The organism is Ligilactobacillus pabuli (assembly GCF_022836475.1).
GTDB classification, from domain to species: Bacteria; Bacillota; Bacilli; order Lactobacillales; family Lactobacillaceae; genus Ligilactobacillus; species Ligilactobacillus pabuli.
On the sequence record NZ_BQXH01000022.1, the window covers coordinates 21121 to 33968 of the forward strand.

A 12848-nucleotide genomic window follows, 5' to 3' on the forward strand; every position below is an offset into this window, starting at 1 on the left:
ACATGGAAAAAGCCCAGCATGATCATGACAATCAAACTCGGCTTCTCTGCGTCTTACAATTCATTAGTGTGCAAAAATTCAAACAAGACTTCATTAAAGGCAGCGGGTTGCTCTGCCATCACGATGTGCCCGCATTCTTCAATCACTTTGTAATCCCCGTGCGGTGCTAAAGCAGCCACACCCGGAGCGAAGCGATAGTTGAAGTAAGGGGATTGTTTTCCCACGACCACTAGGAACGGACAGGTCAGTTCACTGATCACATCACGCCAATCTTGAAAGGCATGGTCTTTGACAAATGGCAAGTTGAGCTGGGCATCATAGGGATACTTTTGCCGCGCTTCCTTATTCAAACGGTAGGTTTCGTCACCTAAATTTTTATAAGTGGGTGACTGAGCGAGGTGCGCAAAACTTTCGTGGAAATTTTCCCAGGTCAAGTAGTTCATATAGTTATAAGGCCAGCTAATGTCCCCGATCATCTTCGGACTTTGATCCACGTCGATCAAGGCTGCCACATCTTTCGTTCCAAATAAAGAAGCGTAGGCAAACATGGTGGCCGCTCCCATTGAATTTCCCAACAGGACTGGTCGTTTAATTTCTAAGGCTTCCAAAATTTCCCGTAAGTCCATCGCATGACGAAAGATTCGCAAGCCCTTAGTCGTGTGCTCGGAAGCTCCTTGATTCCGGCAATCGATGTTGATTACTCGGTAACCAGCCGCTAATAAGGCGGTCACTTGGTCGTGCCAAATCACGCGGTTGCCACCCATGCCGCACAACATGATCACTGCTTGGCCGCTACCTTGATCATCATATTCTAGTCGTACATTATCACTCGTATAAAAGTCCATTTTTCATGCCTCCAGCGGTCAGGTTCGACCTATTTTGATCATGTAATTTTTTTCTAATCGATCACTGTAAAGACTTCGCAGACACACTTTGATTCAGGCGTAAACGTCGCCCGATAGTCAGCATATTCCTGGGTGAAAAAGTCCACGTGGACGCGGTGCCAGTAATCATACGAACGGTCACCTTCTCCTTCGTGGTAAGCGTGCTCCGCTGAAATATACTTGAACGGGACAACTTCAACGACTTCGGTTTGGGTCACGCAAACAGGTTGGTCGTGACTATCTAAAATCAGGTTATACTCACCAACTTGCGGCAAAGGCTCCTGATCAAAAACATAGAGTTCAAACCCCGAAGTCGTCGCGGTTTTGATTCCTTTTTTGACTAAATCGGCTAAGTGGTCGGCGTCGGTCCCAAAACTCCAAGCAGACACTTTGGTCTCCGGAGCTAACTGGTGTTTTTGACAAAATTCTGTCCAAAATTCTTGACTTACAGTGTTCATCTTTTCTCCCCTACTCTTTCACGCGTTAGTGCCCGTTAGTTTGGTTGGTGTGAGCGCAGCAGCATGAAAGCCTTTTTATACTGTTAATTATAGGCATACTGGAACAAAAAATTCAAATCTAACGAGCGGAGCAAAACGGGTAGACTCGAGCAGCAACAGAGACTGGGGCAACTTTGTCTGACTTGTAGCCAGTCTCGGGCCAACTGGATACAACTTTGCCATTCTTTTAGCCAGTTACGCTCTGTTTGGCCCTCCTTTTCCCAATCTTAGGGCCAGACCCATCATGTTTGGTCCCTTCTTTCTTAATCTTAGGGCCAGACTCATTCTGTTTGGCCCCTTCTTTCCCAATCTTAGGGCCAGACTCACCCTGTTTGGCCCCTTCTTTCGCAATCTTAGGACCAGACTCTTACTCTGGCGCATTCTTTACCCAACTTTGCTCCAGACTGTCCTGCTCTGGCTCATTCTTTGCCAAACTTTGCTCCAGACGGGCCTGCTCTGGCCCATTCTTTGCCCAACTTTGCTCCAGGCGGGCCTGCTCTGGCCCATTCTTTGCCAGACTTTGCTCCAGACTGTCCTGCTCTGGTGCATTCTTCCCCAAACTTTGCTCCAGACTGTCCTGCTCTGGTGCATTCTTTGCCAAACTTTGCTCCAGACGGTCTTACTCTGGCTCATTCTTTGCCAAACTTTGCTCCAGACGGTCTTACTCTGGCTCATTCTTTGCCAAACTTTGCTCCAGACGATCCTGCTCTGGCTGATTCTCTCCCTAACTCCTATTCAGTCTCATTATTTCTGGCTAATGTAAGCTTCTTTCCAGTCATAAGGGACTCCGGCTGGATTGTAAACAATGCCTTTCACGTTTTCGCGGACCAACTGGGATTTGGCGACCTGGTACAACGGGATCGTTCCCTGGTCGTTCATCAAAATTTTCTCCGCTTCTACTAGGTTAGCCCAACGCTTGTCTGGCTGATTACCGTAGTCATTTTCTGATTGAGTTAGCAAACGGTCAAATTCAGCATTCTTGAAGCCGGCTGAATTATGGCTGGAACCAGATTCATAGACGTCTAAGAAATTGATAGGATCAGCGAAAACTGACTGCCAAGTTTTAACGGTCATATCATAATCTTGTGCTGATTGACGGGCAAGCATTTGCACAAATGGCAGCTTGGAGACCGAGACGCGCACCCCCGGTAGAGCCTCTAATTTACTTTGTAAGAACTCTGCGGCCTGCTTACTACTATCTGTATCAGAAGTAATTAAGTTGACTTTCAAACTAGTCAGACCTTCAGCTTTCATCCCCGCCTTAAACAACTGCTTCGCCTTCTTCAGATCATAGCTGACTGCCGATTTCACGTAGGCTTCATCATTGAAGGCTTCCCCCGTCTGCGGGTTGGTGCCCATATTGCTAGGAACAAAGCCTTTCAAAGGCACCGAACCATCTTCTAGCACTTTGTCTGTGAGCTGTTTGCGGTCGATTGCCAGAGAAAATGCCTGCCGGATCTGCTTGTTTCTAAAAGCTGGCACCTGATGTTGATTTAATTCCAAGCGCGTCGTGGCCGTTGGGAGGCGTTTGACAAAAGCTGCGTTGTTGCGGTTCGCTTTGACCTGTTGGCCGTTCAATAAAGTTTCATCAGCCTTCTTCGAACTATAGAGGTTATAGCTGGTGGTCGTACTTTCCGTGACTAATTCTTTGATTTCTTTCAAATGAACATTTTTGTGGTCCCAATAAGTTTTGTTTTTGGTTAAAGTCCAGGACTTGCCAGTCCCATCCCACTTCTTTAACTGGAATGGTCCGTTGGAAACTAGGTACTTCGACTGGGTCCCATACTTCGAACCATATTTCTCAACTACTTTTTGATTCAGCGGGTAAAAGAGCGGCCAGGCCAGTAATTTATCAAAATAGCTGACTGGTTTAGCCAATTTGACTTGCAAATGGTGGTCGTCTAGCGCCTTAATACCAAGCGTTGACTTATCTTTCTTGCTATTGTAAATCGCGGTCGCATTTTTGACGCCATCGAAATAAAACGCATCCTGTGACGCCGTTTTTGGGTCAACCGTTCGTTGCCAAGAATAAACAAAATCATGGGCAGTGACCGGATCGCCATTTGACCACTTGGCCCCCTTGCGTAAGGTAAAGTCATAGGTCTGTCCATCGGCGGATTTTTTCGTTTTCACGGCCAAGGCAGGTTGCGGCTTACCATTTTTATCTAAGCGGTACAACCCCTCCTGCGTATTCATCAGAGTGTTAAAGCTCAGTGTATCCGTCGCGAGCGATAAATCTCCGGTGGCGATCGTTGAGGCTTCGGTCCACCGCAATTCCTGTTTGGCCGCATACTTGCCAGTTCCATCTTGCTTTTGTTGCGCGTCTTTTGTACCACAAGCGCTTAAGACTAGCAGCGTTGCAGCCGCAATTGTCGTGATCAACTTCTTGTTCATCTTGTGCCCTCCTAGGTTTACGCTTAGAAAAAAGTGCCGACTCTCTCGGTCAAATCAGGAAACGCAAAAAAAGGCGCCCCTTTCAGAAAACTCTCTTTCTGAAAAGGACGCCTGCACGCGGTACCACCTTTTTTCGCAGTCCACTCACGTCAACTGCCTTCAAAACTTCTGCTGTTCAGCCAAAAGTCGCGAGTGGTAACGGTCCCGTTCCGTAACGTCTGCTTGCACAGGCGCTAAAACTCCGAGTTCATCTTCACTGACTTAAACCAGCACGCACTTTCACCCCTGTACGCTCTCTGTTGGCTGGCTTGGATCAGCTACTCTTCTCTTCAACGTTTTTAATGTTAGCTTAATTTTAACAACAATATTTTTAATGTCAACATAATTTTTTAACTTTCACAGAGCTCGACTAATAAAAAAATCTCCCAGAAATTTTCCGAGAGATGCTGTACTGCTTATTTTAATTGGATTGAAGAATCTTTTGTCAAACGATAGGAATACTGTTCTGAACTATTCCCAATTGAAACTGAACCCTCGACATAGTTTTTGCGCGTCTTGGGCACGATAAACTTCATGCGCGTTTTTGAGTTATACACTGTCACTGTTTGGTGTTTTTTATCATATTCAACGTTAGACGGATTCTTTCTGGGCAGCTTTTTTTGCTGCGGCACAAAACCATAGGCGTGATTTTCTGTAAAATAGACGTTGACCTTGTATTTTTGTGAGCCCGAATTAATTTCTAAGCGCCAGCCCTGGTCAGTCAAATAACGCTGGGTCGGATTACCGGTGAAAAATGTCGCCCCGACAATGATTGCGATCACTACCAGCCCTAGAAACAGAAAAGTTTTCGGGTCACTTAACCAGCGATTAACTCGATCATTCGTTTTTGTTTGGTGTTCTGTCATAAATTTACTCCAACTTCATAGATTTGATAGCTCCTATTATACCCTATTTGTTGGCAAATTAGTGACACTGGGCTCATTTCGCCAATTTGACAGGAAAGTCGGACAACTTAAGCCTTTTTCATTAAACCTAGCCAAACGATGGAGGCCACGATCAAGACTGCCCCAGCGATAAAACTTGGTGTGATTGGCACCGTGAAAAAGAAAATCGAAAAAATGAAGACGAAAACTGGATTCAAGGACCGGATCAGATTGGCATCTCGGAAGGAAATGTACTTTAAACCTTCATAAAAGAGTACTAAGCCAAAAAAGCCGCTGAAGAAGGCAGAGCCAAAAATTGGCAAGATACCACCCACCAAATCAAAATGAAACTGCCGAGTCACCACAACACCGCCACCCAAAATCAGCGCAGAGATTCCCTGATTGTAAAGTAGTAAAACGTTGGTAGAAACATGCTCAATATTCTTTTTAGCTAACAGATTAGTCAACGCAAAAAAGAACGTATACGAAATCGCCGCTACCATCCCCAAAACACTATGTAAATTTCCGTGCCAATTAGTGATCAACGCTGTCCCCAATAAAGTGAAAATAATCGGGACAAGATCCGCTTTTTGGATTTTTTCATGCAATAAAATGACTGATAAAATTAAGGCAAAAACTATGTAAAAGCGACCAAACAGTTCCACGCTGACGGGGTCTAATAAGGAGACACTTACATACTGCAAAATAATGCCAATTGCATTCGTTAGTCCGAGTAACAGCACCAACTTATTACGCCACAGATTCGGAATTTGTTCTTTTTTTACGCCAATAGCAATCAAAGTCATAATAGTCGAAAAGAAAGCATTCAAGAAAGCCGCCTGAAGCGGAGTCAACGAAGTAATTGAAAATTTATTGAGAACCGGGGTCAGGGCCATGACTGCCACCAATGATAAGTTTAACCAAATTCCTTTGTGCACATTAGGAGCAGCAGTTTTCAAACTAATACCCTCCCCAGCCTAAATGCTGAAAAATCTCCTGATAAACATTATCATGAAATGATAGTAATTCAGGCGCTAACGGAACTGCACTAATTTGGCGTTCAACAATTTCCGTTTCTGGGGGAATTTCCTTGAATTCTTTAACTTGTGTGGTCACGATTACCGTGATGTGACCACTAGGTAATTGATAATAACCAACGGTTGAATACTTTCTTCATCAACGATGGCGCCCGACTCTTCAAATGATTCACGGACAACGTTTTGCGTTAAGTTTTCCCCTGGTTCTCGCTTGCCCCCAGTCAGTTCCCACTTGCGCTTAGAATTACGGACAAAAACTAGTTCATTTTCACCCACAAACTGTAAAATCAACGCTGAATCAAAATCAGCTGGCATTTTGTCAAAAAATACTGGTGTCTTCATCATTTACTTCCTTTCTTTTCTTTAAAACCACATAATTATCAAAACCGCTATGTTTGGAAACTATAATTCTGCCACACATTGTCCCGCTCTTCCGTGGTTGAAGCTTTGATAAACATTGCGGCTCTCTAAAATTTAGATTTGAAACAACATTTCTATGTTACGTCTCCAAAGACTTTCTCGTCAAATAAAACGAACTTTTATATTGGTAAAACGTTTTATGCAGAGTAAAAATAGAACTTTTTTCAATATTCTTGACTTGTATCTTAATTATCTGTTTTTTCCGAACAATATCATTAATACAAAAAGTCGTTATCGACTTTTGATAACGACTTTTTGTACTCTAAACTTCTATAACTTGTTATTGTTGAACATCCGTTGGCAAACTAGCATCTTTTTGACTGAGCGCCAAACTTTCCGAACGGTAATAATGTAGATCAACCCAAATCCCAGCACCACTGGCTTGTGTTAACACTTGTGTCTTTTGACTGTTGATTTCGGCTGTTGTCACGTAATAATACGTTCCAGCACCGGCAGTTTGATACCAACCCAATAAGTTCACAATTTCAATTGGCTGACCAGCTTGAGTTAAAGCACATACACATAGTTTTTGAAAAATTTGGGCTAATTGCTAGAAAACTTTGCCGACCATTCTTGGTCATCTTGTTCAATATGTTCTGCTGCGGTTTTCAAACCTTTAATGATCTGTTCAACTCTTTCCAGATTCTGATCAACCAGCTGATTCGCTTCCTCGACCGCAGTTAAGTCAATGTGATTTTTGGGTTCTAACTGATATTCCGCAACCACGTTGGCCACATCACTGGCGGTAATATATGGCAGGTCACTAGCCATCTGAATGATTTTTTCGAACTTCTTTTGCATTTCGGGATAGAGTGAATTGTTGATTTTTTTAATTTCTTTCAGGGGGGCTTGGGTACTCTCAAGTGATGCAATAGCGGCGTCAACGGATGCTCTTTCTAATGCAACTTTTTCACCAGCCTGTAATGTCGCTAACTGACTACCTTGGGCCCTGATCGTTATTTTTTGTCCGTCTTGAGAAACAATTTTTAAATTCCCTTGTTTATCAAATTGATAGCCACCCCACACATGCTGATCTATGATACTTTTTATCAAGTCTTCAGCTTTCGCTTTCTTAGAATCAACCTTTACCACAGTCCCGACACTTTTTTGTCCATCGCGATAATCTAACCCAGTCATTGGCACCGGATCTTTCGGATCAACATAATTAAAAGCTCGATTTTTAAGTTGATCAGCTCGTTTCTTTTCTGTTGAATTCAGTAAGCTATAAACGTTAGGTCCTTCATAAAGATAAGCAGCCCGAATCCGCTGAGCCTCTTCTTTAGTTGTATGAGCTAAAGCATATTGTCCATTCATCGAACCTAAGGAATGACCATACACATCTACTTGAGCTTTGGGATAATATTTGAGCACATCATGTAAAGTTTGTGCACTAGCACGCATTTGGGGTGTGGCTTGGTCTACCATTTGTAGCGCAATGCCGTAACTACTAAGTGGAAAACCAGCACTAGTTGTTTGGCTAAATCTTTGTATAACAGGAGCGGTGGCATTATTAAAAATGCCAAACGCAGCTGGTATATCATTTAGCAACCAATCTTGACGTGCATCACGACCAGTTTTTCCCTTCTTAAGCAAATTATCTGCTCCGGTAGAACCACGATAAAGAACGGTGACGTTTTTAACTTTCTTTCGATCATAATTCTTAGCCAGCGGATCATTTTGAACAATAATGTATGCTTGTTCACCATTTTTTGGATCATTTATTTTTTCTGCTACATAACCATAAATATGTGATCCAACTTTAATTTTTTCATTTTCAAAAAGATTTTTATACTCAAGTTCCGCAAGTTTAACCCTTAACCATTCACTCAAATTTTCTCATTTCAAAAACTATTCATCCCCCATCAATTCAGCAAGTTTTGACGTTATACCTACACCATCAGTTTCAATCTTCTCTTTATTTTCAATAATGTATTTATCTATCCCTGAATGAAAGACTAATTTTTTATCACCATTTACATAGCCAGTTACATCAATTCCTCCCATTGGATTATGTTTTATTGTGTTATAGTTTATAGTTATGCTCTTAATAAAATGATTTTTATCAGATTCTCGTAAATCATTTTCGATCACTCGCTGGTACTGCTTTACATAAGCTACCATTTCTTCATGTTGGTGTTCCGCTCTTTGATTCATATAATATTTTCCTCCTCCAATTAAACTAACAATTAGTGCTATCGTTATGACTACACTCAATAAAACGATTTTAGTTTTTCTTTTCATTGACCTAACCCCTCGTATTATCAATATTTTCCGGGTATGTTTTTTTTAGTAATTTTTAATCTCTTCATCTGAAATTTTTTTAGTGTACCTTTTCTCCTTAATTTTTTTATTCATCTTGTCTAACTCCTAAAAATAGATTTGAAACAACATATTTAACTTTACGCTTGCAAAAAAGTTTTCGTCAAATAAAACGAACTTTTTCATCGGTAAAACGTTTTATTTATTTTAAAAGCTAAACTTTTTCTGCTATTCGGACTTAATTCCAGCTGATTCAAGTGTTTTACCGAACGACAAAAAGCACTAAAAATCACGATACGCTCTGTAAAATGATTTTTAGTGTCCTAGTTTAATTATTTTATTTTTCTCTATAACTTGTTATTGTTGAACATCCGTTGGCAAACTAGCATCTTTTTGACTGAGCGCCAAACTTTCCGAACGATAATAATGTAGATCAACCCAAATACCAGCACCACTGGCTTGTGTTAACACTTGTGTCTTTTGACCGTTGATTTCGGCAGTTGTCACGTAATAATACGTTCCAGCACCGGCAGTTTGATACCAACCCAATAAGTTCACAATTTCAATTGGCTGACCATTTTGAGTTAATGGGGCTTCATTTCTAGTGAAAGTTGACAGTGCTGCCCAACTTTTCATCTCTGCGTTCTCTGCTTTACGCGGATCTTGCAACGCCTCTCGGTCTTCTTTCGTCCGCACCGAGCCATCGTAAGCCTCAGTCTTTCCCCCATATTCGCCACTGGTGATCCACTGGTTACCCACAAATTTGACGGATTTCACTTCATTTTCGTACTTATCCCAGCCATACCACGTCCCCTGCATTTGCGCAGGAAAATTCATTTTTTTATGCCCACTTGCGTCTATATCTGAATGCTGTTTTGGTGCCTGCGACTCAGCAGCGGTTGCTGATGAACTTTCACTACTTGAACTAACGGTCTGACTAGCAGAGGAGCTCTGAGCCGTCCTCGACTTTTTCTTGGAACTTGATTGGCTCTTTTGCGTTGTTTTAGCAGAAGAACTTTCTGTTTGGTGATTTTTACTTTGAGACGAACTACAGCCAACTACTAGCATAGACATCCCTAAAATAGCTACGCTGGCAAATAATCTTTTCTGCATGATTTTTCTCCCATCACTATGTTTTTCATTTCATTTTAAGCATAAGAAAAAAAACTGGTGCACGCAACTTTTTAGTCCAGCACCACAAGTTCGGTGAGACTTTGGTACAAAAACTTTACTTTCGGACTTAGCTCTGTGAAAGTTTGGTACATAAACCTTGCTTTCGGACTTAACTCCGCGAAAGTTTGGTACAAAATTTTCTCGCTCAGGTCAGGTAATATCCCGCCGTTTCACTCTGCCAGACAAAAAAGCAGCACACCCCACGAGAGCTTTCTGTCGTAGCTTGCACTGCTTATTTTTTATGCTGTTTTCTTTTTTTACGTAATTTCATTTGCGGTTGACCAACTTTGAGCTTAGGTTTAACAAAAGCATGAGTCGGTTGATCGACAGTCTTCATCACTAAATCCACGTTGGCGTCACAGACCGCTTTGATCAACGGCACGCTGTTATCAATATAATGCAGCTCCCGTTCTAAAAAGCTGAAATAATTCGAAAGTAACGGCGTAATTTGACCGACGAGCTCATCACTGTCATCTAAAAAGCGCGGAAAATACGACCCAATGACGTGACTGACAGTTTGCTTGGTCCACTCTGCCGGCTTCTGTCCACTAGTCGTATACGCAGCAGCCGTAAAAGACATGATCACATACCGCACCGAGTCTAGGTCCATCGTTGTCTTAAATGGTTGTCCAAGCGGTGAAGCTAAAAATTTGGTTAAGTTGATTTCAGTTTCTGTGACCAGCTGGTGCTTGGTCCGACGGTTAAGTTTTTTCACGAGAATCTGGCTCCCTTCATCTCTTGTACAAGCAATTAGTTTCTGCTTGCAAACTGAGGTGGAGCATCTGGGAGTACGTCAAGCAGTACTTGACGCGCCATAAATAGCACCCGCTTTTGAAGTGTAAGCAGCTGGTTTAAGCCTGATAAAAATGGGGATAATTTAGTGGCGTGCATGACTGATTTCCTCGCTTTACTATACTAGCTATAATTTTACACCTATTTTTACAGTTAGTGCGTGTTTTTGGCAAAACTCCTTAAAAATTTTCACAGAAAAAGCACTGAGGGAAAACGCCCAGTGCTCAAAAATTATTCAAAAATCGGTAAGGTGGCCAAACCCTGACGGAGGCGTAAAGCATCCCAGGGCATGTGTTCGGCCAAGGTCAAGCCCACGATTTCCGTCGTGGCTGCAATGTCGCTGAAAAGCTGCAACATCTGGTTTAATTGTACTGACCCTACTGCGACTCCAGGAATCCGGCGATCAGCGGGTGCCGCCGCAAAGTTAGCGTGAAAGTCACTCGGTGACAGGATATCAAAGTCAGTGTGGACTACCACTTTGGTAAAGCCATGCTGTTTGATCCACTTAGTCACAGCGTCACTTTGCAAGAGTTGTTGTGGTGTAACGACTTGCAAACCTAATTGTTCGATTCGTTCTTGTTCGACCGGAGTCACCACGGTTTGATCTATTCCTGCCAATAACACATTCTCTGGTTGAAATGGGTGTTTGATCATCGTTTGATATTGTGGAATACCCTCACCCATTAAATTAGCCAAGGCCAGTTCCCGGACATGGGAAGCAGAAGTCGCTGTCCCTAAATCAGGATGTGAATCTAACCAAATCAGGCCTAAATTTTCTGGATACTTGCTATGTAAGTATTCAAACGGGGCAGCTGAAATACTGCAATCTCCCCCAAGTGTTAGGACGTTGGCGGGTTCTTTAGCATTCAAGATTTCCAAAGTGGCTTCCTGTTGCTTGAGGACAGTTTCCGCGCCTTTAATTTGGCTATTGCTGTGAGCGGCACTGCCAACTGGTGTAAAAATTGTCTCGGTCTGGTCCGAATAAGTCGGTGGCACAATATGCGATAACAAACGGGCCCCGAAACTATAATTTTCGTCCATCCCTCCTTGCCATTGTTGATTAACTAAACGTACTGTTTTTACAGTCATTTTTCTTTAATACTCCTTAATTTTCGATTTTATTGCGCCCCTCGCGCTTGAGTTACCTCCCAATTTTTCTTCTCATTGGGAGCCTTCTCAGCAGTTTATCATTTAGGCGGCTAATTTATTGTACCGCTCACCCAGATTTTTTCCAGTAAAAAGCCTTATTTTACGGTAATTCTTTGCAATAATAATAGGTTTGTTATCATGAAATAACATAATTACTATTTCAAAAATTAAGCATTGTTCGCTATACTTTAGTTGATAAGTTATTCACAAAAGATTTAACATCAATTTCTTTCAATTTTAGTGAACTCAGCTGCATCAAAATGTTTGGAATTAGTTTAACTTTGCATAATTTTTCAACCGCTTACATCTTAGCCATTACGCTATTTGTCTTACAACAAGTTTTAAAATATCTTTTGGCAAGATTTAGCTTTTATCATTTTAAACATTTTCTTTGCTGACTCCGTTTCCACTAAAGATTGATCTTCATTTCACAAATAATTGACCTAATTTCAGTTGTGAGTTGCCATCACCAATATTGTCGTAGTGAAACTTGTACTTAATAAATGGAGGGACCAATTATGTTACCAAAAAAATCATTTGCATTTTTAATCGACCAATTGATCATCAACCTGCTTGTTTCGTTTAACATTTCCATGGCAATCAACATCTTGCACGATGCACCGCAGGAATTTGCTACTCTGTTCAAACCAACATTGTACGGTTGGTTAATTGCTTTAGCGATGGCTTACCTGTTACCATTGCCAAAATTGGGGACAGCTGTTGGTAAGTTCTTGCTTGGGTCAAACAGTCATTTCGACACCATGATCGGGATCGTAGTGATCAACGTTGTCACCATTGTCTTCATCTTAACTATGGTCTTTGGTGGAGTTTCTTGGGAATCAGTTATCGGCTGGTTATCATCACTACCATTTACTCTCTTAACTGGGACAGTAGTCGTTGGCTTGCTCAGCGGTCCTGTGACACGCTTCGCTTCACTATTTGCTCCAGCACCTAAGGTCGAATTAGACTAATCATTTCTACTAAAAAGATCAGCTCACATGGGCTGGTCTTTTTTTAGTGTCAACGTCAGACATAATGTAGCGCACCCTGAGTCGAGACTGGTGATAAGTTTGCTCTTCTTTTAGCCACTCTCGGCGCAACTGGTTATAAGTTCGCCATTCTTTTAGCCACTCTCGGCGCAACTGGTTATAAGTTTCCCGTTCTTCTAGCCACTCTCGGAGCAACTGGTTATAAGTTCGCCATTCTTTTAGCCAGTCTCAGCGCAACTGGTTATAAGTTCACTGTTCTTTTAGCCAGTCTCAACGCAACTGGTTATAAGTTTGCTCTTCTTTTAGCCACTCTCGGCGCAACTGGTTATAA

15 protein-coding genes are annotated in these 12848 nt (G+C 42.0%); 1 reads left to right on the forward strand and 14 read right to left on the reverse strand.

Going from position 1 to position 12848, the window contains the following annotated elements; translation table 11 throughout:
- Window positions 1-53: 53 nt before the first annotated feature.
- From LPAF129_RS09505 to LPAF129_RS09570, 14 genes are all read right to left on the reverse strand, one after another.
- The gene (locus tag LPAF129_RS09505; protein WP_244056610.1) at window positions 54-845 is read right to left on the reverse strand and encodes an alpha/beta fold hydrolase; all 792 of its coding nucleotides are present in this window, start codon (window positions 843-845) and stop codon (window positions 54-56) included.
- A gap of 53 nt (window positions 846-898) precedes the next feature.
- Window positions 899-1342, reverse strand: a complete 444-nt coding sequence (locus tag LPAF129_RS09510) for an ASCH domain-containing protein (protein ID WP_244056614.1) — start codon at window positions 1340-1342, stop codon at window positions 899-901.
- Window positions 1343-1748: 406 nt separating this feature from the next.
- Complete coding sequence (locus LPAF129_RS09515) at window positions 1749-1982, reverse strand: hypothetical protein (RefSeq protein WP_244056616.1); 234 nt, start codon at window positions 1980-1982, stop codon at window positions 1749-1751.
- A gap of 143 nt (window positions 1983-2125) precedes the next feature.
- On the reverse strand, window positions 2126-3775 hold the full coding sequence (locus LPAF129_RS09520) for a peptide ABC transporter substrate-binding protein (RefSeq protein WP_244056619.1): 1650 nt from the start codon (window positions 3773-3775) through the stop codon (window positions 2126-2128).
- A gap of 455 nt (window positions 3776-4230) precedes the next feature.
- Entirely contained in the window at window positions 4231-4680 is a 450-nt protein-coding gene (locus LPAF129_RS09525) for a hypothetical protein (RefSeq protein WP_244056621.1), read from the reverse strand.
- A gap of 107 nt (window positions 4681-4787) precedes the next feature.
- Entirely contained in the window at window positions 4788-5657 is an 870-nt protein-coding gene (locus LPAF129_RS09530; protein WP_265747578.1) for a DMT family transporter, read from the reverse strand.
- 1 nt (window position 5658) lies between these two features.
- Window positions 5659-5814: a hypothetical protein gene (locus LPAF129_RS09535; protein ID WP_244056624.1), complete on the reverse strand. Its 156-nt coding sequence runs from the start codon at window positions 5812-5814 to the stop codon at window positions 5659-5661.
- 2 nt (window positions 5815-5816) lie between these two features.
- A complete protein-coding gene (locus LPAF129_RS09540; protein WP_244056626.1) occupies window positions 5817-6077 on the reverse strand; it encodes an NUDIX domain-containing protein in 261 nt (86 codons plus the stop codon).
- Window positions 6078-6435: 358 nt separating this feature from the next.
- Window positions 6436-6636 (reverse strand): hypothetical protein, encoded by a 201-nt coding sequence (locus tag LPAF129_RS09545; protein ID WP_244056629.1) that lies wholly within the window; start codon window positions 6634-6636, stop codon window positions 6436-6438.
- A gap of 62 nt (window positions 6637-6698) precedes the next feature.
- Window positions 6699-7985, reverse strand: a complete 1287-nt coding sequence (locus tag LPAF129_RS09550) for an Mbeg1-like protein (RefSeq protein WP_244056631.1) — start codon at window positions 7983-7985, stop codon at window positions 6699-6701.
- A gap of 18 nt (window positions 7986-8003) precedes the next feature.
- Window positions 8004-8396: a DUF1310 family protein gene (locus tag LPAF129_RS09555; protein ID WP_244056633.1), complete on the reverse strand. Its 393-nt coding sequence runs from the start codon at window positions 8394-8396 to the stop codon at window positions 8004-8006.
- A 375-nt stretch (window positions 8397-8771) separates the two neighbouring features.
- Complete coding sequence (locus LPAF129_RS09560) at window positions 8772-9527, reverse strand: hypothetical protein (RefSeq protein WP_244056636.1); 756 nt, start codon at window positions 9525-9527, stop codon at window positions 8772-8774.
- 292 nt (window positions 9528-9819) lie between these two features.
- Window positions 9820-10302, reverse strand: a complete 483-nt coding sequence (locus LPAF129_RS09565; protein WP_244056638.1) for a hypothetical protein — start codon at window positions 10300-10302, stop codon at window positions 9820-9822.
- A 308-nt stretch (window positions 10303-10610) separates the two neighbouring features.
- Window positions 10611-11468, reverse strand: a complete 858-nt coding sequence (locus tag LPAF129_RS09570) for an arginase family protein (protein WP_244056640.1) — start codon at window positions 11466-11468, stop codon at window positions 10611-10613.
- A gap of 578 nt (window positions 11469-12046) precedes the next feature.
- Between LPAF129_RS09570 and LPAF129_RS09575 the strand changes: the two genes are divergently transcribed.
- Window positions 12047-12499: a hypothetical protein gene (locus LPAF129_RS09575; protein WP_244056643.1), complete on the forward strand. Its 453-nt coding sequence runs from the start codon at window positions 12047-12049 to the stop codon at window positions 12497-12499.
- Window positions 12500-12848 lie beyond the last annotated feature (349 nt).